18 protein-coding genes are annotated in these 24,607 nt (G+C 65.6%); 9 read left to right on the top strand and 9 right to left on the bottom strand.

The genetic code is table 11. The annotated features are described in order from the left end of the window. Nucleotides 1-47: 47 nt before the first annotated feature. Nucleotides 48-1,988: an energy transducer TonB gene (locus L8K25_RS10525; protein WP_242138869.1), complete on the top strand. Its 1,941-nt coding sequence runs from the start codon at nucleotides 48-50 to the stop codon at nucleotides 1,986-1,988. On the opposite strand, the gene L8K25_RS10520 is transcribed toward L8K25_RS10525, so the two are convergent. Next, nucleotides 1,960-2,460, bottom strand: coding sequence for a TlpA disulfide reductase family protein (locus L8K25_RS10520; RefSeq protein ID WP_242138868.1), 501 nt, complete (start codon nucleotides 2,458-2,460; stop codon nucleotides 1,960-1,962). The two genes, L8K25_RS10525 and L8K25_RS10520, sit on opposite strands and share 29 nt — an antisense overlap. A gap of 111 nt (nucleotides 2,461-2,571) precedes the next feature. Between L8K25_RS10520 and L8K25_RS10515 the strand changes: the two genes are divergently transcribed. Next, nucleotides 2,572-2,892 (top strand): HNH endonuclease, encoded by a 321-nt coding sequence (locus L8K25_RS10515; RefSeq protein ID WP_242139259.1) that lies wholly within the window; start codon nucleotides 2,572-2,574, stop codon nucleotides 2,890-2,892. A gap of 143 nt (nucleotides 2,893-3,035) precedes the next feature. Beyond that, nucleotides 3,036-3,911, top strand: coding sequence for an SDR family oxidoreductase (locus L8K25_RS10510; protein WP_242138867.1), 876 nt, complete (start codon nucleotides 3,036-3,038; stop codon nucleotides 3,909-3,911). Between the two features lie 419 nt (nucleotides 3,912-4,330). Here L8K25_RS10510 and L8K25_RS10505 read toward each other — a convergent pair whose 3' ends face one another. The 5 genes from L8K25_RS10505 to L8K25_RS10485 form a co-directional block, all read right to left on the bottom strand. Further along, nucleotides 4,331-4,864 (bottom strand): GNAT family N-acetyltransferase, encoded by a 534-nt coding sequence (locus tag L8K25_RS10505; RefSeq protein ID WP_242138866.1) that lies wholly within the window; start codon nucleotides 4,862-4,864, stop codon nucleotides 4,331-4,333. Then, nucleotides 4,861-5,433, bottom strand: coding sequence for a 4'-phosphopantetheinyl transferase superfamily protein (locus L8K25_RS10500; RefSeq protein ID WP_242138865.1), 573 nt, complete (start codon nucleotides 5,431-5,433; stop codon nucleotides 4,861-4,863). The genes L8K25_RS10505 and L8K25_RS10500 overlap by 4 nt, the downstream gene beginning before the upstream one ends. Beyond that, a complete protein-coding gene (locus tag L8K25_RS10495; RefSeq protein WP_242138864.1) occupies nucleotides 5,430-9,437 on the bottom strand; it encodes a Pls/PosA family non-ribosomal peptide synthetase in 4,008 nt (1,335 codons plus the stop codon). The genes L8K25_RS10500 and L8K25_RS10495 overlap by 4 nt, the downstream gene beginning before the upstream one ends. Nucleotides 9,438-9,674: 237 nt before the next feature. Then, on the bottom strand, nucleotides 9,675-12,230 hold the full coding sequence (locus L8K25_RS10490) for a TonB-dependent receptor (RefSeq protein ID WP_242138863.1): 2,556 nt from the start codon (nucleotides 12,228-12,230) through the stop codon (nucleotides 9,675-9,677). A gap of 330 nt (nucleotides 12,231-12,560) precedes the next feature. Next, nucleotides 12,561-13,565, bottom strand: coding sequence for a YncE family protein (locus L8K25_RS10485; RefSeq protein ID WP_242138862.1), 1,005 nt, complete (start codon nucleotides 13,563-13,565; stop codon nucleotides 12,561-12,563). Between the two features lie 198 nt (nucleotides 13,566-13,763). Between L8K25_RS10485 and L8K25_RS10480 the strand changes: the two genes are divergently transcribed. Next, entirely contained in the window at nucleotides 13,764-14,249 is a 486-nt protein-coding gene (locus tag L8K25_RS10480) for a DUF2721 domain-containing protein (RefSeq protein ID WP_242138861.1), read from the top strand. A 5-nt stretch (nucleotides 14,250-14,254) separates the two neighbouring features. Continuing rightward, nucleotides 14,255-15,676 carry a cardiolipin synthase gene (gene cls, locus L8K25_RS10475; protein ID WP_242139258.1) on the top strand — a complete coding sequence of 474 codons (1,422 nt, stop codon included), beginning with the start codon at nucleotides 14,255-14,257 and terminating at the stop codon, nucleotides 15,674-15,676. Between the two features lie 85 nt (nucleotides 15,677-15,761). Here cls and L8K25_RS10470 read toward each other — a convergent pair whose 3' ends face one another. After that, nucleotides 15,762-17,072 carry an NAD(P)-binding domain-containing protein gene (locus L8K25_RS10470; RefSeq protein WP_242138860.1) on the bottom strand — a complete coding sequence of 437 codons (1,311 nt, stop codon included), beginning with the start codon at nucleotides 17,070-17,072 and terminating at the stop codon, nucleotides 15,762-15,764. Between the two features lie 248 nt (nucleotides 17,073-17,320). Here L8K25_RS10470 and L8K25_RS10465 point away from each other — a divergent pair, with 248 nt between their 5' ends. From L8K25_RS10465 to L8K25_RS10450, 4 genes are read left to right on the top strand one after another with little or no spacing between them, the layout of a single operon-like run. Next, a complete protein-coding gene (locus L8K25_RS10465; protein ID WP_242138859.1) occupies nucleotides 17,321-18,217 on the top strand; it encodes a hypothetical protein in 897 nt (298 codons plus the stop codon). Continuing rightward, complete coding sequence (locus tag L8K25_RS10460) at nucleotides 18,217-19,917, top strand: cytochrome C (protein ID WP_242138858.1); 1,701 nt, start codon at nucleotides 18,217-18,219, stop codon at nucleotides 19,915-19,917. Before L8K25_RS10465 ends, L8K25_RS10460 begins: the two co-directional genes overlap by 1 nt. Continuing rightward, nucleotides 19,914-20,423, top strand: a complete 510-nt coding sequence (locus L8K25_RS10455; RefSeq protein WP_242138857.1) for a hypothetical protein — start codon at nucleotides 19,914-19,916, stop codon at nucleotides 20,421-20,423. The genes L8K25_RS10460 and L8K25_RS10455 overlap by 4 nt, the downstream gene beginning before the upstream one ends. Next, the gene (locus L8K25_RS10450) at nucleotides 20,423-22,243 is read left to right on the top strand and encodes a tetratricopeptide repeat protein (protein ID WP_242138856.1); all 1,821 of its coding nucleotides are present in this window, start codon (nucleotides 20,423-20,425) and stop codon (nucleotides 22,241-22,243) included. Before L8K25_RS10455 ends, L8K25_RS10450 begins: the two co-directional genes overlap by 1 nt. Here the strand turns inward: L8K25_RS10450 and L8K25_RS10445 are convergent. Next, complete coding sequence (locus tag L8K25_RS10445; RefSeq protein WP_242138855.1) at nucleotides 22,181-22,879, bottom strand: response regulator; 699 nt, start codon at nucleotides 22,877-22,879, stop codon at nucleotides 22,181-22,183. The genes L8K25_RS10450 and L8K25_RS10445 overlap by 63 nt on opposite strands. Beyond that, a complete protein-coding gene (locus tag L8K25_RS10440; protein WP_242138854.1) occupies nucleotides 22,869-24,239 on the bottom strand; it encodes an ATP-binding protein in 1,371 nt (456 codons plus the stop codon). Before L8K25_RS10440 ends, L8K25_RS10445 begins: the two co-directional genes overlap by 11 nt. Nucleotides 24,240-24,607 lie beyond the last annotated feature (368 nt).

Genomic DNA, 24,607 nt, shown 5'->3' with positions numbered 1-24,607 from the left:
TCAAGCTGGTAGCCTCCGCAAGACGGTTGATGGCGGGGGCGTTTTCGATGCGACGGAACATGAAATACTGGCTCGCTCTTGCTGCGAGCACGATGACCCTGGCGAGCAGCAGTGCTGCCACGCAAACCCCGCAAATGCTGTTCAACACCGCACAAGCCGCGTTCGATACGGGCGACTTTGCCGCGGCGATCGTAAACTATCGGGCCGCTCTGGCTGTCTTGCCGTCGACCGCCCATTCGGCAGCGGTGATCCATGCGCGGCTTGCCTATGCACTGCGCGAGACTCGCGCGTTCGATGCTGCAATCGCCGAAGCGACCCTCGCGGTCCGCGCGTTCGGGACGCAAAAGGTCACGCGCGACGACGACCTCGCCTACGCGTTCTTGCTGCTTGGCAGCTTGCACCGCGGCGGCGAGACCAATGCGCAGGCGATCCCCGAGCTGCAAAGCGCGATCGCCGCGGAAACAGACCCGTCGTCCGCAAACGCGCTGTCCGCGCGCTACACGCTCGCGCTCGCGGCCCTCACCGAGCAGCCCGATCTCGCCGCCAGGACGCTCGATGCGATTCGCGCCGACGTGCCCCGCTTTGCCAAATTACCAAAGACCGACCAGGCCAACGTCCTGAGCACGCGGGCGCTTGCGGAGCTCAACCGCGGGCAACCCAAGCTGGCCGTCCCGTTCATCGAACAAGCGCTCGACCTGACCGGGCGGACCTCGACGCGGGTCTCGATCAGTGAAGTCCGTATCCGCGGCAATGCCGCGCTGATTTATGCGCGCCTCGGCAACGAGGAGAAGGTCCGGCAGTATCTCGCTTATTCGGGCGCCGGGCATTTGCCGGACCAGAGCTGGCTGACGGTCTCGGACAAGGACCTTCCGGTGTGCGGCGACGATGTGACGCCGCAGGATGTCGCGGTGGTCGAATTCGCCATCGCTGACGACGGGCGCGTGACCGGCACGACCCCCGTGTTCGCGAGCAGGCCCGGCCCGCTCGGCAACGTCTTCGCAGCCAGCGTGAATGCCTGGCGCTGGCAACCCGCCGCGCTGGCGAAGCTCGACGCATTCTGGCGGCAGTCGGTGCGGCTCGAGCTACGCTGCGTCAAGCGGCCGCCATTGCTGTCGCTCGAAGACGCGTTCCGCGATCGCACGCGGGACTGGCTGACCCAGAACGGAGTCGATCCCGATGCAGTCGATTCCACGTTCGACCCCGATCGGCACGGCGGCGGTGCGATCCCGAAAGGACTGTTCGCGGTGCGCAGCGCCAGGGACAACCACAGCCGGGCCGAAGCGCTCGCCGCGCTCGATACGTTGCTGGTCACCCGGAACGCCCCCGCCGACGTCCGCGCGTTCGCGCTCTACGTCGGGTCTCAGTCGGTAAACGCGGCGTCGCGACGGGGCTGGCAGAACGACAAGGCACGGCTGCTTGGCACCGCGCTCGCCCGGCTCGACGACCAGCCCGGCGCGGAACGTGCGCGCGCTTGGCTGCGCACCGAGCAGGCGCTGGCGTTCGAGGCGGGGGGCACGTTCGCGCCGGTGCAGGCGCTGTTGCAGGCGGCGATCGCGACGCCGCCAGCGCTGCTCCCGCAGGACGACCCGATCCGCAGCCTCGCGCAACTTCACCTCGCGTTGCTCGACAGGCGCAAGGGCGCCCCGGCGCGCGCCGACGCGCGGTTGACCGACGCGGGAATTACCCCCGAACAATGCTCGCTGCTCGATGTCCGCCCCGTGCCGCAGAATACCAGCATTTCCAGCGACGCCTTCCCGAGCGAGGCGCTACGCTGGGGGTTCGAAGGGAATGCGCGCACGGCCTTCGACATCGCACCCAACGGGAGCGTCACCGACGTCCGCACCGTGATTGCCTATCCGCCGTTCGTGTTCGGCCCCTCGACCGAAAAGGCAGTCGCGCGGTTCCGCTATCTCCCACCGACGCTGGGCAGCGAGGTGCTCGGCTGCGTCGGCCAGTCGATCAACGTGGTGTATCGCCCGCCGAAGTGACGCCGAGCAGCGCGTCGACCAGCCGCGCGATCTCGCCCGGGCGAAACGCGCCCGCCTGAACCGCCACGACGCGCCCGCGGGGGTCGATAAGCCAGGTCGTCGGCACGGCACCGCCACGCGGACGATAGGGCGCGCTGATCGCGGTCGCGATCGGCACGCGCATCGCCGCCGCCTGCCGGTCGAGCAAGCGCGGCTCGGTCCGCGTTCCCGCATCGATGGCGAACACCGCCACACGCGCGCTGCCATGGTGCGCGAGCACGGCGTCCAGCTCGGCAAGCTCCCGCTTGCACGGCCCGCACCAGCTCGCCCAGAAATTGAGGATTACGACGCGCCCCGCCAGGCTGTGTGAATCGACCGTGGCGCCGTGGTAAAGCTGGACGGTGAAGGCAGGCGCCTGCTCCCCCGTACGCGGCGAGGCGACCGGAGCGATCGCCGCCAGAACGCCGATACAAGTACCGAACAGACGCTGCACCTCCTGCTCCCAAGATGGATCGGCGTGGACCGATCCCGGAATATACCGTCCGAGGCTTGGCGGTAAGCCTCCTCGCACCATATTGCGCCAATGGGCGGACGTGTGAAGCGAATGGCGGGGCTTAAGCAGGCTGCGGAGCGCATGCCGGTCGGCGACGTGACCGGACGATGCGGCCTTTGCGACCGGACACTCGGTCGAAAGATCGAGTGGCACCACCGCATCCCCAAAAGCCGCGGTGGTACCGAGGTCCTGCCGGTTCATCCCATCTGTCACCGTATCATTCACGCCAGTGTCTCCAACCAGGATCTCGCCACGACCTTCGCGGACCTCGACGCCTTGCGCGCGCGCCCGGATATCAGCCGATTCCTGCGATGGATCGCGGACAAGCCTGCGGATTTTCACGCACCGACCCGCCGCGCCGATCCGCAATAGCCGCATAGGGTCCGGCCGCCGCACCAGGACCTGCCTGAGCGGCATTCGGGCCGTTTGCGCGCATGCATTCCGTGGCCCGGCGCTCCTGGCACTTAACGACCTTTCGACCGTTCCGCTGCGACCAGAACAGCAGGATACGCTCCATGACCAACGATCCCCGCACCAACCAGCCAACGAGCTTTCCCGGCGAACCGCAGCAGCCCGCCCCCGGGCTTGTCGTCGATATGAAGACCAAGCCCGACCACGGCGAGCAAAGCTACGTCGGCAAGGGGCTGCTGGCAGGCAAGGTCGCGCTCATCACCGGCGGCGATTCGGGCATCGGCAAGGCAGTCGCGATCGCCTATGCGCGAGAGGGCGCCGACGTCGCGATCTCCTACCTCCCCGTCGAGCAGGCGGATGCCGAGGACACGCGTGCCTGGGTCGAGCAGGCTGGTCAGCGCTGTGTGCTGTTGCCGGGTGACATTCGCGACCGGGATCACTGCGTCGCGCTGGTGGAGCGGACGGTTGCGGAACTCGGTGGCCTCGACATATTGGTCAACAATGCCGCGGCGCAGACGATGAATGACGATCTTGCCAGCATCGACGATGATGAGATGCAGGCTGCATTCTCCGCCAATGTGTTTGCCATGATCCGTCTGGCCAAGGCCGCGGCGCCGCACATGCAGCCGGGGTCTGCAATCGTGAATACGACCAGCGAGCAGGCCAAGGTCGCGACCAAGAGCATGATCGTCTATGCGGCGACCAAAGGGGCGATCTCCAGCCTCACGGTCGGGCTGTCCAATCTGCTGGTCGCGAAGGGCATCCGCGTCAACGCCGTCGCGCCCGGACCGATCTGGACGCCGATCCAGCCGATCGCCAAGTCGCCGGAGGAACTGGAAACGCTGGGCCAGGACACGCCTTTGGGCCGCGCAGGCCAGCCCGCCGAACTCGCCCCCGCCTATGTTTTGCTCGCGTCGGCGGAAGGAAGCTACATGACCGGCGCGGTAATCGCCGTGACCGGCGGGGTACCGATCAACTGACCGGCGGACAGGCGGTCGCGACACAGGCAACGACCGCCTGTTGGCGAGCGGCACCGCATCGCGCCAACCGCACGCGCACGGGGTGCGTGCGGTTGGCGCAAGCCGACGTCTTGGGCGCTGGCGACATCCGCTATCGCATCGAGGACGCGTCTGCCGTCCGCGCGTCGTCCCGGACGCGCGCCACATGCAGTACAAAGGCTGATTGCGGTTTCAGCCGCGGGGGCTGCAGACCGGTTGCCATCAGCGCCTGGCCCGACACTCAAGGACGACCCCCAGCGAAGCCAGGCCCAGGACCATCTGCGGCTCGCAGGCACGCGCCGCCCTGCGGAGACCATCTTTGCCGGGTCTTTCGCGCGGCCGCCCGAGCCGCGGTCGACGACGACGAAAGAACGAAACGGCAGGTACGCATGGGCTACCGTTCAAGCGGTCCCGAGCTTTGCGATTGCCCGCTGCAAAGCGTCGTCCCGCCGGGCCGTCAGGTTCTGCAGCGTGGCTTGCGCGAGGTCGAAGCGCAGTTCGTGCATCGTCATCCCGGAGCGATACCCTTCCGGCCAAACAGCCGTCGGCTCGAAGCCACAACGTTCGAAAAACGGCGCGACCAGGGGTGATGTATCGACGGTCACGTACCGCGTGGCTGGATCGGCGTGACGGGTGACATGGATCAACCGCTCGAACACCAGCAAGCGACCGAGGCCGCTGCGGTGATACCGCCGCGCGGCCATCCCCCAATAGAGCAGCGCCTTGTTGTAATGGTCCCAGACCTCATAGCCGCCAAACGCCGCCGCCTCGCCATCCACCGTGACGATCAGCGCGGGACCGTCGGGCTCGTCGAGCGTCTCCTGCAACCAGTCGCGGTCGCCTGCCCCAAAATACTCGGGCAGGTTTGTGTCGAAAATGGCCAGCACCGCGGAACGGTCCGTTTCCGCATAGTCCCGGACCTCGATCCTGCTCATATTGCTTCATCCCACATCGCGACCGTTTCGATGGCATCCCCGGTATCGCGGGTCCAACAGCGCGACCGTCCTTCACACACGGCGCTTGCGTTAACGCGATCGAGGATGCTGGTCTCGATCAGTTCCGGAGCGATACGGCGCGGCTCGCCGATCAGCTTGGCATGCGCCTCCTTGATCGTCCACCGACGCAACCACGCGCGGGGCTGGTCGCTGCGGTCAAGCTTCCGCAGCGCGGTCGCTTCGCCCGCGCTGAGCATGTCCCATAGCGGGGCCATGCCGTCGACCACCTCCCGGTCGACCGCAATCGGTCGCATGGCGACCGCGATCAGCGACCGGCCGCCGCGTTGCGACAGCCCGATATACCAGCCGGGTGGATTGGCCACGCGCGGCGCCCCCGCGCGACTGCGGGCAAGCTGGACGACGCCGGCGCTCAATTCGGCCCGTCGCGCAACGAGCGCACAGGCGAGCGTATGGCGCGCGGTCGGCCCCGCATCGGGCACCCGCCACACCACCGGTGCGGCGCCCTCGGGTAGCGCCGCAAGCGGACCGTCATGCCACAGCGGGGTCATGCCTCGTTCGCGATCCGGGCCGGACTGCCCTCCCAATTGGTACCGTCGGGCAAGGTCTCGCCCTTCATCACCACCGACAAATCGCCAAGCTGCGCGTCCGCTCCGATCTCGGCGTCGTATAGAACGATCGCCAGCGATCCGATCGTTGCGCGATCACCGATGCGGATCGCCCCGACCTTCATCACCCGGTCCTCGAACAGATGGGTCTGCAGCCCTGCAAAGTCGTTGAGCGCAACATCGTCTCCGATCGTCACGAGATCGTGTTCGGTCAAATCGGTCGTGTCGATGTAACAGCGCTTGCCGACCTTTGCGCCCATCAGCCGCAGGTAGACGCCGATCCACGGTGTGCCGCGCAACGGCTCGAGCAGGTTGGCGACCGCAAGATTCTCGTAGGTGGCGGTGACGAGTTCGGTGCGCCAGACGAACGGGCTCCACAGCGGCGCGGTGGTCACCTTGTAGCGCCCCACCACCGTCCATTTCAGCGCGAGCACGAACGCGCCGCAGGCCAGGCAGAAACCGACATACAGGAAGGGGAACGCCAGTCCGATGACCAACCCGCCGCGTTCGAGATCGTCGAGATCGCCGACGACGGACAACAACAGGCTGAAGAAGACGAGGAACGCGGTCAGCGACAGGGTCGTCCGGACCGCCTCGATCGATAGCCGCGTCGCAATCAGCCCGCGCGACGGATTGAAGCGGGCGCCCTCATCGAACATCGTCGCGACCTGCCGCACTGGAAGCTTGATGGCCGGCGATCCGAACCAAGTGCTGCCGGTCTCCAGCGCATCGGCCGGGTCCTCGGGCGGCTTGGACAGCACGCCGATCAGCACCTCGTCACCAATCTGCGCACCGCTCGGCAACAGGGCCGAATTGCCGATGAAGCTGCGCCGGCCGATCCGCGTCTGCGCCAGTTCGATCGTGCCATGACCGATCCTTGCTGCCCCGAAGATGACGGAGTCGGCGATGAAACTTTCCGGCCCGATCTCGACTAGATCGGGAACGATCGCACTCGCCGTCGAGATTTCCGCGCGCCGTCCGACGGTGACGCCGAGCGCACGATACCATGGGATGACATAGAGGGTCGCGAAGATGGGGTGGAGCAGCCGCAGCGCCAGGTCGTTGATCTGTTTGACGAGCCAGTAGCGAACGTAGAAGCCGCTATCGAGTGCATACGTCCCAGCCGATACCTTGCCGAGGATCAACCGCTTCGCCGCCACCGTCAGGACGCACATCATCACGACATAGGTGATCGCGAGCAGCGGCGAGACGAGGACATAGGCATAGCCGGTGGTTGCCCAGTCGAGCTCCATGAGCGCGATCAGCCCAGGTGCGATCGGCAGGATCGCGATGATCGGCAGGAGCAGCGCGCCGATCAGCAGGCCGAGCGTCGCCGCGGGCGCCTCGCGGCGACCTCGCGTCGGACGCGCAGGCACGGCCCCCGCAACGGCCGCTGGCGACCCCGTCCAGCGCTGGCGTGGCGGTACGGTCATTTCGGCCGGCAAGGCCGACATATCGTCGAGCACGGCATCCTCGCCGAGGACGGCGTTGCGACCGACCACCGCCTGCGAACCGACAAACGCTCCTGCCCCGAGCGTTACCGTGCCGAGGCGCAGCATTCCCCGCTCGACCGAGCTGGTGGCGATCACTGCTTGATCGCTGATGATCGCGTCGTCCCCTGCTTCAAACAGGTCTGCGGTATCGATGATGCCAGTGCCGATATAGGCGCGCTTGCCGACCTTCGCGCCCAGCATGCGGTAATAGCCGCGAATCATCGGCGTTCCGGCCAGATAGGGCGTCGCCGTGACACCGATGATCCGCCGAACCAGCCACCAGCGGAAATAATAGCCGCCCCACAGCGGATAATCCCCGGCCTTGAAGCGGCCAATGATGACCCATTTGGCGACGACGGACAGCAGCATCGTGGCGATCGGCACGATCGTGAAAAAGGCGGCGCTCAGAACCAGCGCACTGATCCGGTCCATCCGCCCGGCGAGATGGGTATAGGCGATATAGGGCGAGAACCATTGCAGGCCAGCGAGCGCATAGATCGGTAGCAAGGCGATGGTCTGCGCGGCGACGCAAAGGTGCCGCTTCCACGCCGCGATCCGCACGAACGTCCCGGCATGCTGCACCGTCACCGGTGCTGCGCCACCGATCCGCAGCGCCAGCGCGCGGATCGTGGGAGCAGCGTACACGTCCTCCAGCGACAGCCCCTGCAACCCCGGGACCTTCCGCGCGGCAGACACGAGCCGTGCGGCCTTGAGCGAATGCCCCCCAAGGTCTTCGAACAGGTCATCGAGCACCGAGACCGGCTGCGGTGCGAACGCCTCGGCCCAAACATGGTGCAACTGTTCCTCGAGCGGTGTCGCCGGGGCGGCAATCGCACGATCGGCATCGACGATGAGCTCGGGCTTGATCAGCGCCTTGCGATCGACCTTCCCGGATGCGGGCAACGTCGGCAAGGCGGCTAGCAGCTGATAGGCCGCGGGCCGCATGTAATTGGGCAGCCGTTCGGCAACGCGGGTCTTGAGATCGGCGACATCCACCGTCTCCCCCGTCCGCGCGACGACGAACGCGGCAAGGAATTCCGCGCCATCGGGATCGGCGAAGAGCTGTACGACGGCCTGCGCGACGCCGGGTGCTTCGCCGATCACCGCTTCGATCTCGGCGAGTTCGACGCGGAATCCGCGGATCTTCACCTGCGTGTCGATCCGGCCGACGAAATCGATGTCGCCCGCCGCGTCGAGGCGCACCAGATCGCCCGAGCGATACACCCGCTCCGGACCGCCCGACACCGTATCGAACGGCGTGTGGGTGAACTTCTCGGCGGTCAGATCGGGCCGATTGACGTAGCCTAAGCCGACGCCCGGTCCACCAATGATCAGCTCCCCCTCCTGCCCCGCCGGCACCGGATGGAGCGTTTCGTCGACGATCCACGCGGTATAGCCGGGCAATGGCTTGCCGATCGTGATGCGCTGGCCGGGCTGGACCTCGGTCCAGGTCGCGGTGACGGAGGTTTCGGTCGGGCCGTAGGTGTTGAGCAACCGCAGCCCCGGCCGCGCCAGCCGACGCGGCAGATCGGGCGGGCACGCCTCGCCGCCCATGTTGATCAGCCGGAGCGTCGGAACGGGATGCTCGACCAAGGCAATGAGCGACGGCACGACGTGCCAGATCGTCGCCCCCGCATCGGCGAGCGCCACCGCGACGTCGGGACCGCTGGTTGCCAGCGACTCTGTCGCAACGAGCAGCTTGGCGCCCACGAAGAACGCGCTCCACATCGTCTCGACCGACATGTCGAAGGCAAGGCTGAAGCCCCCGAACACGACGTCACTTGGATCGAGCGCCAGGATCGCGCTTTCCGATCGGACGAGATGGCAGGCATTCGCATGGGTGATCATCACCCCCTTGGGCCGCCCGGTCGTACCGGAGGTGTAGATGATGTAGGCCAGATCGCCCGGCGTCGCGCCGGTCTCGGCCCGCGCGAGCGGTGCCACCGGTTCGGCGGCGAGGTCGCCCAGTTCCGCATCGATCGCGAACGTCGCCCCGGCCATGCTCGCTGCGCGCGCCGCGACGGTCAGCGTCAGCTTCGCACCACTATCCTCGACGATGAAATCGATGCGGTCCTGCGGATACCCCCAGTCGACCGGGACATAGGCGGCCCCGGCGCGCAGCACGCCCAGGATCGCCATATACTGATCGAGACCGCGCGGCAGGCATAGCACCACGCGATCGCCACAGCCGACGCCAAGCGCCCGCAGCCGGTGCGCCAACGCCAGACTACGGCGCGCCAGCGTGTCATAAGTCCACGTCGTGCTGCGCCCATATTCCTCGCTGGCGCCGATGAGCTCCAGCGCCGGCGCCGTTCCGCGATGCACGCCTTGCGCGTCAAACAGTTCGTGCAGCAGCTCGTCCCGGGCATAGGGCTCTTCGGGCCGTAATGCGGGCGCCGGGGCGATCGACGCTTCTATCACGGCTGCGACGATCGGCGCGTCCAGGGTCGTCACCCCATCCGCCTGCATCCGAATGGCTCGATCTTTCAAAATCTTCTGTCCCGACATCCACGTATGCCGGTCTTGTGGACGGAGGCAACGGTAAATCCAAGTCGCGATGCTCAGCCGACACCGATCCGGGCGGAAAGGTGCGCGGACCGGTGCCCCACCGTTCCCGTAGGGATCGAGAGGGCGCTGCCGGTTCGTCCGCACCGCGCTACGGTGCGTTCGAACACGGCAGCGGCGTGACGATCAGAACTTGAACCGGAAGCCAGCCTCGTAGCTCTGATCGTAAAATTCGCGCTGGGTCGTGCGGTTTGACAACCCCTCATAGTAACGCAGCGGCGAATTGTTCAGGTTCTTCGCGTTGAAATATACCGCCATGTTGCGCGTCACCTGATAGGAAGACGTCAGGTCCAGCTGCGTCCGCTGATCCTCGAACGTATCGAACCCGCTGCCGCCGCCGACACCGAAGATCGCGGCATCGACATGGCTGAGCGACAGGCGCAGCTGAAGCCCGTGCGCCTCATAATAAGCAGCAAGGTTGTAGGTCAGCGGAGAAGTGCCCGGGAGCCGGCTACCCTCCCCCGGGCGGATCGCGAACTGCGACCAGACATAGGTGACGTTGCCCAGGACACCGAAGCCATCAAACGGCGCGGGCAGAAAGCTGAATTTCTGGTTGTACTGCGCCTCGACACCACGCGCGTGCGACGTTTTGACGTTGGTGTAGCTCATTACGTCATACCCCGCATAGGAGGTGCCGCCAGCGTCGACATATGTCGTATTCTGCTGGAGATTGTTGACGATATAGTTGTTGAATTCCTTGTCGAACCCACCGACCGACAGGATCCCGGAATCCGCCATGTAATATTCGAGTTGCGCGTCGAACGCGTTGACGGTGGTGGGTTTCAGACCGGGGTTGCCCACCGACACCGCGAGATTGCCGGTATCGATGACCGCGCCCGACAGAAGCTGAAGGAAGCCAGGGCGACCGATGCCGGTTGAATAGGTCGCGCGCGCGATCACCTGTGGCATCAGCTCGTAGCGCAGCTGTACCGTAGGGAACACGTTGGTATAGCGGGACTTCCGCGACGCGGGCGTGAAGACGTTGCCGTCCGCGATCGTGGTTCCGCGATACGTACCGTCGGTGTTTTCCACGCGCACCCCCGCCAGAATGCCGAGCTTCCCGAACGTGCCGGAATATTGCGCATACCCAGCGTAGACATTCTCGGTATCGTTGAAGAAACCTTGCGCGTTGCGTTGCGCATTCGCGGCACTGGTGAATTGCGCCAGCGGCGCCAATACCGCGCGCATTCCCGAAATACTCGGCGCATATCCGACGTTGTAGGTACCGTTATAATAGTCGGTGTACGGACCGCCCCCGAGTACCGCGCTCAATGGCGTCGTAGGCACGCCGGCATAGCTCACGTTGTTGGGCTGATCGATCTTGTCGCGAAAACGCAGCTTCCCACCGACCTGAAACCGACCGTCTCCGCCGAGCAACGTGGTTGGCACGGTGACGTTCAGCACGGCTGCGTATTCGCGATCGTGCGCCCGCTCGGTGGCATTGTTGGCGCCGGTGAGCGTGAACTGCGTCGGATCACTGGGGTTGAAGCCGGTCGGCGTCAGCGTCGGGTACAATCCCGTGATATTGTCATAGGCAACCGTGAAGGTCGGTCGTCCGGGGCGGGTGAAGGTCGAATTGCGATCATAGTCCCGGTGATAGGTCGAGGCGGTATAGGAAAACTGATAATCAACGATCAGCTTGTCGAAATCGTTACGACCACCGGCGGCGGCGATGAAGTTCAGATGGGTTTCCTGCTCGTCGCGCAGCGTCACGCGCGCGTCGACACCGGTGGCGGTGATGACGTTGCCACTCGTCGCGATCGTATCACCCAACCCCCGATATTGCAGGATCGAGCGGTGCACCGACTCGGTATAGCCAGCGTCGTTGGCGCGAATGTAATAATGGGTCTGCGCGTCCGGGTTCCAGTCCAGCTCGCCCCCGAAACCGAAGCGGCGGCGATTGTACGAATAGCGCCGCAGGTCGAGCGCATCGAGCACCCTGTCGCCCGGCGCGCCCGGTTGGACGGCATCGAGCAACCCCGGCTCGACATCGTCGAAGCCCCGCTTGTCGGTGTGGAACGAGCCGGTCAGCACGATGGCAAACTGCTTGTCAGGGCCGAAGGCCGTGCCGGCGGCGGCCTCGCCGATGAACACGTCGCCGTTCTTGTGCGCGCTTTGATAGCCACCGCCAATCGTCCCTTCGACGAACGGTTTGTGCAGGCCAACCGCGGTGCGTGGCGTCAGTTCGACCGAGCCGCCGAGGCCTTCCGCTTCCTGATCAGGCAGGCCGCTCTTGCGGACGACGAGCCGATCGACGGCACCGATCGGCACGGTGTCGAGTTCGACGGCACGGCCGCCGCCGCCGAAATACGTCCCGCCGGGTTGGGTATTGAGCAGGGTCACGCCGCCAAACGTCGTGCCGTTCAGATTGCCGTCGATGCCACGGATGTTGACGAAGCGTCCTTCGCCGGTGTCGATCGCGAGACTGACGCCGGGAACGCGGCCCAACGCTTCGGCGGCATTGAAATCGGGATATTTGACAATGTCTTCGGCGGCCTGAACGTTGATCAGATTGGGCGCCGCCTTCTCCTCTGCGCGCGCATTCTTGGACGCGCGGGTTGCCGTGACCACGATATCGTTATCCGGTCGCGGAGCCGACTCCGCGACGGTCTGCGCTTGCGCGCCGAGCGGGAGAAACGCGAACACCGCCGTCGGAAACAGCGACAACGTCCTGGTTTTCATAATGTTATCCCCAATCCTTGCGTTGAGCGGTCCAATGACCGCGCTTTTTCGACGCTCCCGGTTCTCTTCGGGTGGGGATTTATTGTTACAGGATTGGGACTTCGGGCCGTTCTTTCCTAAGGTTGGCAAGAAACAATCTTGAGCGCTTCGGTCCTTTGCCTGTCCATACTAGAAATTGCCGCCGCGCGTGCCCGATCACCAAACACGACGGCGCCCAGAACGAACGGCGTGGGGTTCTAACACCATTGGCGTGCTCTTCCTGCCCGGGGCTCGTGCGATGGACCGGCGGGGCGACAGCAACCACCGTGCCACCGCCGCCCCGCACGCGTGTCAGGCGCGCTTGACCACCAATACGTGAAAGGACCCGGGCACCATCGCAGGCCGGCCGCCGCCCGCGGCAGGAGCGTCAAACTTGGCCGTGGGCAGGTAGATCGCCCCCGTTTTCGGATCGAGCGCGCCGGTCCGCGCCCCGACCTCGGTCTTGACGGCACCGGCATGCGTCACGACGCTGCCACTGATCGAGAGAATATCGAGCACGCCGTCCTTGCCGCACGGGATGAACGCGAGCCCGCGTGCCTCGTCCATGATCACCGCATCCGGCCCGACGCCGATATCGACCAGCGCCGTCAACCGCCGCGAACGCGCGTCGACGATCGCGGCTTTGCCATTGGCGCACGCGGCGATCAGCCGGCCATGCGCAACGTCGTACCCGAGACCGGTCGGCGCCTTGCAGCCCGGGAGGGGAATCGCCTTCCCCATGACTCCGCGCGTGGCATCGACCGTCTCGATCTCGTCAGAGTCTTCGTTGTTGATGAAGAGCGTTCCGTCCGATCCGAATGCCGCATATTCGAGGGCGGGCTTCACGCTGATCGTCCTGGTCACTTTGGCCGCTGCAAGGTCGATTACGGACACGGTGCCGCTGTCCGCGTTCATCACGAACGCATGCGCGCCGCTGGCGTCGAGGATGGCGGCATCGGGCTTCTTGCCGACGACGATATTGGCGGTTTGCGCGCCGGACCGGGTATCGAACAACCGCACCGTGCCGTCGGTCCCGCTCGTCACGAGCAGCTTGCCGCCGCGCAGGGGAACGACCGCGTGCCCACGTTGCACCGTGCCGAGCATGGAGACCTTGCCGGTCGCAGTATCGATCACCGTAACGCTCGTGCTGCGCGCAACATACACGTGCGTGCCGTCCTCATCGGCACGGGCATAGTCCCACGAGCCGTCGGGCCCCGCAATGGACTGGGCGACCGTATACGTGGGTGCAGACGTTGCCGCGACCGAGAGCGGCATGGTCGCGACGGCGAGCGAGGCAAGAAGCAATTTGCGGGGCATTGCAGTCTCCAGGATGACGGGTACTGCCTTCTGGCGCAGCCGCTCCGGCGCGTCACGTTAGGGATTCCTAATCCGCGTCTTTCACCACGGTGCCATCATCGATGCGCGGACGAGGGACCGACCGGCGCTCGGCGAGCAGGGCCAAGCGCCCCATGCAACGCTCTTTCCTTGTCGGGGCCAGCCGGGCATGAGGGACGAATGTTTGGGTCGACCGATATCTCTGGCGCGGCGCACGTCGTCCAACTGGCGCTGACCCCGATCTTCCTGCTGACGGGTCTCGCATCGTTGTTGAACGTGTTCACGACCCGCCTTGGCCGGATTTCCGACCGCGTCGATCGCCTCGCAGGCGACGCATCCAGCCATCCCCGGCAGTTGGCGCGACTGCGCCTTCGATCCGCCGCGCTCGACCTTGCCGTCTTGCTGGCGGCGCTGGCTGGCGCGCTGACATGCTGCGCCGCCCTGACGCTGTTTCTGGGTGCGCTGCGAAACGCCGGCACGGGGCAAGTCCTGTTCGCGCTTTTCGGGTCCGCACTGATCTGTGCGATCACCGCGCTCGCCGCGTTCGGGTTCGAAACGATCCTGTCGGGCCGGTCTGTCCGGGAGCAAGCGCAGCCAGGTGGCGACCAACAGGAAAATGGCGCGGCCCGACCGATCGCCGGCATGCGAAACGCGGACGACACGTGAGCAGTATGTACACGGCGGTATGGCTGACGCTGGGCGCGATTCACCTGGCCGTGATCCTGCGCGCAATTTTGCTGGAAGGGCGCGACACCTACGCGCGCGCGGCATGGGTCCTGCTCCTCGTCGCGCTGCCGGGGGTCGGGACCGTCCTGTATGTGCTGTTCGGGGAACGGTGGATCTCGCGCAAATTCCGCAAGCGTGCACGGGATTGCTACCACGCCCTTCTCCCCTTCGCGCCGCCAGCCTCGACCAGCCCGGTTTCGCCGGCCTTCACGGGTGCCTTTCGCACGTGCGAAGCGGCGAGCCGATGGCCCGTTTCGACCGGCAACCGGGCGCACGTCGCGTCCGGGGCAGATGCGGCGATCACCGCGATCGTGGCGGATATCGATGCGGCGACACGGACGGTGCATCTGTCCTTCTACATTTGGTTGAGCGACGGCAACGGCACCAAGGTTGTCGACGCGGTCTGTCGTGCGGCGCGGCGGGGTGTCGTTTGTCGGATCGTCGCCGATGCGATCGGCTCGCGCGCGCTCATTCGCTCTCGCCACTGGAAGCGCATGCGCGATGCGGGCGCTCGGCTCTGCGCGTCGCTGCCCGCTCCGCTCGGATTGGGTTTCCTCGCCGGGCACCGCACCGATCTGCGAAACCACCGGAAGATCATCGTGATCGACGGCGGGACGACCTGGGGCGGCAGCCAGAACTGCGCGGATCCGGCGTTCCTGCCCAAACGGACGTTTGCCCCGTGGGTCGACATTCTGGTTCGATACGAAGGCCCGATCGCGCGGCAGGCGGAATTGATCTTCGCTTCGGCCTGGATGGCGGAGACGGGTGAAGACATGCGTCCGGTCCTGGCAACCGAAGTCCCCGGCGCGTTGCCCGGCGGGATCACGGCCATTGCGGTCGGAACCGGGCCGTTGTCTCCCGATGCGACGATGACCGATATCTTCGTCGCCGTGCTGGCTGCGGCGCGCGAGCGTGCCGTGATCACGACGCCCTATTTTGCGCCCGATCCTCCCCTGCTGAATGCGATCGTCGCCGCCGCGCGGCGCGGGGTAGAATTGACGATCGTCTTTCCGCAGCGAAACGACAGTCGGATCGTGGGGGCGATCAGCCGCGCCTATTACCCCGTTCTCGCCCGGGCCGGTGCCCGCATCTACGAATTCCGCGGCGGCCTGTTGCATGCCAAGACGTTGGTCGTCGACGATGCGCTCGGGCTGGTCGGTTCCGCCAACATGGATCGCCGCAGCCTCGACCTGAATTTCGAGAATAACGTGCTGTTCGAGTCGTCTACGCTGGCGGCTGAGGTCGGCGATCATCAGCGGCGGTGGCTGGCCGATGCGGTCGAGATCGACCATGATGGCGTCGCGGAGCGGTCGCTGCTGCGCCGCCTGTTCGACAACCTGCTGACCATGGCAGCCCCCTTGTTCTGACGGAAGCGATCCGATCCAGGCGATCGCATGTTCGTGGACGGGAGGGGTGCTGGCCATCTTTGGTGTCGGACTGGCCGGGTCGACGTCAGGGCGATCCGAACTTCCGCTCGACCGACACCCCGGCCTTCCGCAGGAATTCGGTCGGCAACACGCCCCCGGCGCATACGATCACGTCGTCATTCGCGATTTGCGCTCGCCCGCGTGCATTGACGAGCGCAACATGCCGATCGTCGATTTCCAGGACCTTGGTTCCGGTGCAGCAAACGAGCCGCCCACCGGACACGAGCATTTCCAACGTGGCACGGTTCTTTTTTCGGGCCCGATCGAATGCCTCGCCGCGGTGCATCAAGGTCACTGTCGTTCGCGGAACATCGACCAGTGCGATGGCGGCTTCGATGGCGCTGTCGCCGCCGCCGACGACCAGCACGGAACGCCCGACATATTGTTCTGGTTCGATCAATCGATAGACGACCTTGGTCTTCCCCTCGCCCGGCACATCGAGCGTGCGCGGCGTTCCGCGCCGGCCGATGGCGAGCAGCACGCGACGGGCGTGGACGGTCCGCGCCGTCGTCGCGATCGAGAACCCGACGCCCTGCGGGACAATCTCCAGGACGCGTTCTTCATAGGCGATCGGCACGCCGGCTTCGTCAACGACCTTGGTCCAGATCCCGATCAGGTCCTCCTTGGAAATCTCGCGGAAGTTGAGCGTCCCATAGCCCGGCAGCTCGACCGGCGCGGTCATCGCGATTTTCCCGCGCGGGTAGTGCGCGACGGTTCCGCCCAGACTGTCCTGCTCGATCGTTTCGCACCGCAGCCCGGCCTGTTGCGCCGCCAGACTCGCCGAGATGCCGGCCGGTCCCGCACCCACGATCAGCAGATCCAGCATGTCGCCCGTGCGGTCGGCCTGCTTCGTTGCCGCAGCGATCGAGCCAATCGCCTGCCGACCCTGCTCGATCGCATTGCGGATCAGCCCCATCCCGCCGAGTTCCCCGGCGATGTAGATGCCGGGCACGTTGGTTTCGAAGCCGGGATCGACATAGGGGATGTCGACGCCCCGGGTTGCGGTGCCGAACACCAGGTCGATGGCGTCGGCCGGGCAAGCCGTCTTGCAGGCACCATGACCGATGCACCGGGTCGGGTCGATCAGATGGGCTTTGTCCTCGATGAGCCCGAGGACGTTGCCCTCCGGACACGCCAGGACGCATGCGCCACAACCGATGCACGCATTGAGATCGACGACTGGATGGAGCGAGGGAGGCTCGATCAGGCCGGCGTCGATCGCGTCATCGCGAATGGCCTTGTGGAGGTCGGAGCGGCGTTGCCGGGTGAGCACGTAGCTGGCCCAGATCGGTATGGCGGGCATCGCATAGGCAAGCCCAATCGTGAAATCGGTCACGGTATGTTCTCGACGAATTGTTAGGCGCATCGCCCTTCGATGGGCCGATACCGCAGAAATACGTAGTCAGCTGAATGGGTCCGTAACGGCCGCTTGCGATCGTCGAGCGGTGGGGAAAACGCGCTGGTTGGCGGCCGTTTCAGACTTTCGAAGGATACGTCCGCACCGGACCTTCCTTGTCCCGAATCCCTCATTCCTTTATGGTTCGAAGGCCGTGCTGGCAGGCGCAGGCGTACAGGAGCGTGTTCGTGCCTGCCCGCGTAGCTGCCTTTTTCACTGCTGACGGACCTGCGCTGTCCTGGCGCCTGCCAAAGGCGTTCGCCGCCCGGATCCCGAGCAGCGTCGGCCTCGCGATCGGCGCTGCCGTGCTGGTGGGATACCGCAACCGAGCCCATCTCGGTATCCGACCCGATAGCGGGGTCGGCTACTGGCTGGGAATCATCGGCGCCGCGATGATGCTGGTGCTGCTCGCCTATCCGCTCCGTAAGCGGCTGGGACAGGCCATTCCCGGATCGGTCGGTTTCTGGTTTCGGTTCCATATGCTGCTCGGGCTGCTTGGCCCGGTCGCGATCCTGTATCACGCACGGTTCGCCTACGATGCGCTGAACAGCGGCATCGCGCTTGCCGCGATGCTGATCGTCGCGGGCAGCGGGATCGTCGGACGCTATTTCCATGGCCATCTGTATCGCGGCTACCGGCTGCAGCACGTCGAGGCGAGCGAGCTGGCCGACACGATAATGACCGCCCGCGCGGCGGTCCGCGAGGATGCCGACGATGCGATCATGCCGGAGCTCGCATCGTTCGCGTCGCGTGCCGCCGATATCCGCGGATCGCTTCCGGTCACGATCGCAAAAGCGCTGTCCCTCACCCTGGCAATGCGGTTGCGCCAAGGCACGCTGCTCCACGAGATCCAGCATCACCTCGTCCTCGTCGCGGCCGAACGACACTGGTCGAAAAGTGACCTGCAGCAGCATCGGCGGGATGCCGCGCGCCACCTGGACGACTATTTCCGCGCGGTGCGGCAGGCCGCGACCTATGGCGCATTCGAGCGGCTCTTCGCGCTGTGGCATCACCTTCATCTTCCGCTGTTCGGCTTTCTCGTGCTGGCGGCGATCACGCATGTCATCGCCGTGCATCTGTACTGATGCGACGGCAGCTGATCCTTTCGCTGCTTGCCGTGCTGGTCGCGGTTGCCGCCTTCACGATCGTGACCCGGCAGGTTCTGGAAAGCGTCGTCAGTCCGGGTCCGCTCAGCGCGCCGCACGCCAGCCTGCGTGGCCGGTCTCTCGCCTGCCACGTGCCGTTCGCGAAGGCGGCGCAGAACACGACCTGCATCGCGTGCCACGCGCGGGTCGGACGCGATATCGTCGACCACCGCGGATATCATGGCCGCGTTCCTGCCAGCGCGACGGCCCGGTGCAGTGCGTGCCACCAGGAACATCGCGGTCCGCATGGTGACATCGTCCATTTCGATCCGCACCATTTCGATCATCGGCTCAGCGACTTCGCCCTGACCGGTGCGCATCGCGGGGTCGCCTGCCACGCGTGTCACCGCCCGCACCAGGCGTTCGCTGCCGCCCCCAGCGCATGCACGGCGTGTCATGCCAAACAGGATGTCCACCACGGCCGGTTCGGAAAGGACTGCGCGTCCTGCCACGATTCACGATCGTGGAAGACGATCCACGCGTTCGATCACGCGCGAACCGGCTATCCCCTTATCGGCTTCCATCGCCGGACGGCCTGCGCCGGGTGCCACGGTAACGGGCGGCTGGCCGGAACGCCGCGAACTTGCATCGCTTGTCACCGCAACGACGACGTCCACCACGGTGCCCGCGGCAGCGATTGCGCCGCGTGCCACACGCCGGCGGGATGGAAGCTCGCCACGTTCGACCATAATCGCGACACGCGCTTCCCCCTGATCGGTGCCCACGCATCGGCCGGCTGTGTCGGCTGTCACGGCCAGAACATGGCTCAACGGCATCCACCGACGACCTGCATCGCCTGCCATGCGAACAAGGATGTGCATCACGGGCAATTTGGTGCCGATTGCGCAACCTGCCATGCCTCCACCCAATGGCAGTCCGTCCATTTCGACCACGACCGGATGACCCGATTTCCCCTGAAAGGCGCACATCGTGGCGTCGTCTGCACCGCGTGCCATGTCGGACCGCTGCATTCGGTCAAGCCGCCCTCCACCTGCATCGGTTGCCATCGCGCCGACGACCCGCATCGCGGGCGTCTCGGTCCCAATTGCGCGAGTTGCCATAACGAAGCACGGTGGCGCGAGGCGCTGGGCTTCGACCATGGGCTGACGCGGTTCCCCTTGCTCGGGCAGCACGTGCGGACGCCCTGCGTCCGGTGTCACGTCGATCGCAGCTTTACCGCCAAGGGGCTGGCGTGTGCCGCCTGCCATGCCGATGACTTTCACAAGGGCCGTCTGGGCCAAGCGCCCGACTGTGCACAATGCCATGTCCCGAGCGGCTGGGATCGATGGCGGTTCGATCATGCGCGCCAGACCGGTTTTGCCATTGACGGCAAGCATCAAGGCCTTGCCTGCGCAGCCTGCCACCGGGTCGCCGCACGCACCGCCAAGCTCAACCCGAGTTGTTATAGCTGCCACCGCGCCGACGATGCGCACCATGGCGCCTTCGGCCAGCAATGCGCCCAATGCCATTCGACCAAGGGGTTCCTGCCGGCCACGGTCCCGGCCCGTCTAGGGTCCACCGATGCGAGCCGCGCCCCTCCCCGGGAATGTCCATCGGACGGTCTGCATGGCGCCGTCCTGCAATGCTGGCAGCTCGCGCAACAGCGGTCGTCGCCCGACGACATCCGGAGGCGTCGATGAAAGCTCTATCCTTCGTGGCCTTCTGCCTCGCGACCCTGCTGTTCTCGATCACGGTCCTGGCCGAGGTGCCCGGGAAGCACGGGATCGTCGACCGGATGGACCATTATGCGACCGGCTTTCCGCTCGAGGGTGGCCATGAACGGGTGGCATGCGAGGACTGTCATCGCGGCGGCGTCTTTAAAGGGACGCCACGACGCTGCGGCGACTGTCACAACGGAGTCCTCGCCGAGGCGCGCGGCCCGCGACACATCCCGACGGCGCTCTCGTGCGACACCTGTCACTCGGTCCAGGACTGGCGACTGTCGCGTTTCGACCATACCGACGTGCTGGGCGGATGCGTGCGATGTCACAACAATTTCACCGCCCCAGGCAAGACCGCAACGCATCCGGCGACGAGCAACACCTGCGAGGATTGTCACGACACGGTCCATTGGAAATTGCTGCTCCCAGGAATCCACGCGTCGGCTCGCCCCGACACCCGGCGCGCGCACGGCGGCTTTGCCTGATGGTCGTATCAGCCCCTGCGCCGCTCGCGGATTGGCAACGGCCGGCAGCCGTCGCAGCGCCGTCCACGGACCTGCTCGCCGCTGCCTGCCGCGGCACCGTGCTTGCGCCCCAGGGGGAAACGCCTGCGGCAGTGCCTGACGCCAATGCCTCGGCGACGCGGGAACGGGATGCGGAAGACGCGATCCGGAGCGGCGATACGGCGCGGGCTCTGGCGCTGCTTAGCCCGTTGGTCCTACAGCCGGGCGATCCGCACATGCCCCGCGCGTGCGAGCTGGTGGGCCTGCTGCGCGAGCGCGCTGGCAGCCAGGACGATGCCCGGGCCGTCTATCAGGCGTATCTTCAGCGTTTCCCGCAGGATGAAGGCGTGCCGCGCGTGCGGCAGCGTCTTGCCGCGCTGGGCGATCGCACCGCGCCGATCGCCAGGGCCGCAGCGCCCGGGTCGAGCGTCGCCGCGGCAAGCCGCGCGTCGCTACGGGGTATCGTGTCGCAATTCTATCTGCACGACCGCAGCAAGAGCATGTTCCTTTCCGCGCAGCCGGCTACGGCCTCGACCAACCCGGACCTTCGCGACAATGTCGACGAACTGTTGAGCGTCGCCGATATCAGCGGTCGCGCGACGCTCGGTACAACCCGGATCGAAGCACGCGCATCCTTCGGTCATGTCTCGGAATATCGCCCGGTCATTCTGGTAGGTGCGGATCGCAATCGTGGGTCGTACGATCTGCTCGACCAGCTGTATCTGGACATCGCGACCGATCATGGGAATGCGTCCGTCCGGATCGGACGACAGGTCCGCTATGGCTCGGGGATCTTTGGTCGCTTCGACGGGGTCCGCGCAGGGGTGGATCTCAGGCCCAATGTGCGGCTCAACGCGGTTGCCGGATTCCCAGTATGGTCGGAACGGCAGACGTCGGTCGACCGCTCACGCGCGTTCTACGGACTGAGCGCCGAGCTGACGTCGTCGAACGGCCAGCGCGCGGTCAGCGTCTACTGGTTCGACCAGCGCGCTGCAGGACTGGTCGATCGCCGGGCGGTGGGGATCGAGGGGCGTCTTACGTCCCGCCTTCTGTCGATCTCCGGCCTGGTCGACTATGATGTCGCTTTTGCCACGCTCGACGCCGCGCTCGTCAATGCCTCGATCCGGCTCGGCCGCACGTCGAACGTGACGGTCCTGCTGCAGCAGTTCCACGCGCCGACGCTTGCGCTGACCAACGCCGCGCTTGGCCAGTCCACCCCCTCGCTCGACGTGGTGCGCGACCTGCTCGCGCCCGATGCGCTGCGGCAGGCCGCCCGCGACCGGACCCTGCTCACGCGGTCCGCCAGCGTCACCTATACGCGAGACCTGTCTCCCGTGTGGCACATCATCGTGGACGGCAGCGTGTTCGATACCAGCGCTTCGCCAGCATCGTTCGGTGTACCGGGGCTCCCCGCCGCCGGCACGGAGTTTGCCTTCGGGGTTCAGGCCATCGGCGAAGGGCTATGGATGCCGCGGGACACCTGGTTGGTCGGTCTGCGCTCCGCCATCCTGCAGCGGTCGCACCTTTACGCCGGCGATCTGACCGTACGCCTGCCCATCGCCCCGCGCCTGACGGTCGCCCCGCGCCTGCGCCTCGCGCTGCGTGACCAGCGGCTCGAAACGGGTAATCAGCGAGTCGTGGCACCGTCGGTTCGCATCGTGTGGCGCCTGACCCACAATACCGAACTCGAGGCGGAGTGCGGCGGCAATTTCATCTGGCAACGCTATACGACCCAGCGCTTAACAGGGTCGCGGTTCGAACGCGCCTTCATCGGGCATATTGGGTATCGCATTCGTTTTTAGGCCCGACGACGGGGCCTTGTGCAGTCCTGCCAGCATCCCGATCCGGACCAGGTTCGACGTTCCGTGAATGTTGATCTTCGTCATGATGCTAGCACGATACACTTCGACCGTTCGGACACTCAGCCGCAGGTCATGAGCGATCTGCTTGTTGAGGTGGCCGGCAACGATACCTTGCAAAACCTGGCGTTCCCGGCGGGAAAGGCGGGTAATCAACGCTTGCGCGTCGGCCCGGGCATGTCCCTCGATCGCGCTATCCTCCGGGTTACCGTCGCACGTCAGCGACGACTGGACAGCATCGATCAGGACCTGGGGGTCGAACGGCTTTTCGATGAAGTCCCGCGCCCCGAGCTTCATCGCCTGAACCGCGAGCGGCACGTCGCCGTGACCCGTAATCAGGATGACCGGCGTCTCGAGTCCGCGTGCCTTCAGGCGCGCGAGCAGTTCGAGACCGGTAACGTCCGGCATGCGGACGTCGCTGACGATACAGTCACTCGACACGCCGTTTGTCTGGTCCAGGAAATGCGCAGCGGACGCATGGGCCGAAACGTCAAATCCGGCAGCGCCCAGCAACCGCACCAGCGATTGGCAGACGTCCACGTCATCCTCAATCACCGAGATGCGCGGCCTATGCAGCAAGTCTGCTTCCCCCCGCGTCGGCAAGTGGCAGGCTGAACCAGAAGCGCATCCCGGCACCCGGGTTTGGTTCGCATCCGATCTCGCCCCCCAAGGTTTCGACGATCGTCTTCGCGATCGACAGACCGACGCCCAGACCATCGCTCTTGGTCGACTTGAACGGCGCGAACACATCCAGCGCGCTGTCGGGTGCGACGCCCGCCCCCGTATCTACAACCGATATGACGACATCGTTCCGCGACCCCGCACGCGCCTCGACCCGGATCATACGGACCGCGCTTTCGCTCATGGCTTCGATCGCATTGCGGATCATGTTCAAGAGAACCTGCTGAACCTGAACCGGGTCGATCAGGACCGCCCCCAGATCAGGATCGAGATTCACGACCAGACGAACGCCGGCATCGCGCACCGCGAACTGCACTAGCGAAACCGACTCGCTGATGATCGCCCCGACGGCAATGACCTGTCGTACCTCTGGCTTGCGTGTCACGAAGACTCGCAAGCGCTTGAGGACGGCTCCTGCACGCAGCGTATGCGCCAGCGATGTCTCGAGCGCATCCGTGAGCTGGCCGCGGTCGATGGTGGCCCGGTCGACCTCGATCTTCGCGGCACCGAGACAGGCGCCGATCGCCGCAAGGGGCTGATTGAGCTCATGCGCAATCGCAGAACCCAGCTCACCCAACGCCGTTGCCCGCGATACGTGCAGCAGCTGCCGCTGCACGTCCTCGAGCCGCGCGGCCGCAGCCAGCGCCTCGGTTTCGTCCTGCAAGTGAACCGTCAGCCAGCGCCCAGCGGGCGAGGGGACGCTGGAGGCGGTCAATCGCAACTGAAGCGCACGACCTGACGTAGTTGATCCGGTCGCCTTGATCGCGCGGTCGCCATCGCCTGCCGACAAGTCCTGCAGTAGCTGGCGAAGCGATCGTTGCCCTGTCGGAAGTCCCACCACGAAATCACCGAGCGGACGACCAAACACCGCATTGCCGTGCACTTCGAACAGGGCGCAGGCTGCAGCATTGATCGCCCGAACGAAACCTGCCGCATCGACGATGACGATCGGAGCGGGCAAGTGGTCGAAAATCGACTGCAAATGGGCTTCGCGAATACGGAGCTTCTCGGCAAAAACGTTGCGATGCGCTTGTTTCTGGCGTTGCCATCCCCCGATCACGGCGAAACACGCCGACAAGCAACCGACCACGGCGATATTTTTCCAGGTGAGCAGCGCCATCGGCAGTGTCAGGGCCATAACCGCCTGAACGATCAGGTTGGAGACCGAAGTGACGAGTCCGCCGAACGTGCCGGTCAGAAAGGTGACCAGCAGGGCAGCGGCAATCCCCCAGAGGAACGGAAGCTGGATCTCCAGCACTACGTCGAACGCCACGGTGACGCACAACGCCAGGCCACACCCGACCATTGCGGCAAGACTGGCCCGAGCGTGATCGACCAGCGGCGGCGGCGTATCGTCCAGCATCTGCCACAGTCGCCTCACGCCCGCCCCCTCAGGATTAGACTTCGAACGGGCCACGAAATAGCACGGTTTGACGTACGTCGAAAGCACTTGATGAATGCCCGATGAATGTGAAGACACCGCTGGGCGCTGCCGTGTCTGGGAATGGGCGGACAGCGGCCGTCGACCATTCGAGCGCCCTGCAATTTCCTCGGGCGCACCAGGGTCGCAATGATTGCCGCCCGGGCGTCACACACAACCCCTTGAAGCGCTGGCACTTCCCCGCC

This window comes from Sphingomonas sp. TREG-RG-20F-R18-01, assembly GCF_022662475.1.
In the GTDB taxonomy this organism is placed as follows: domain Bacteria; phylum Pseudomonadota; class Alphaproteobacteria; order Sphingomonadales; family Sphingomonadaceae; genus Sphingomonas.
The sequence above is the reverse complement of the archived record's forward strand: the minus strand, read 5'-3'. Positions and strand labels throughout refer to the sequence as shown.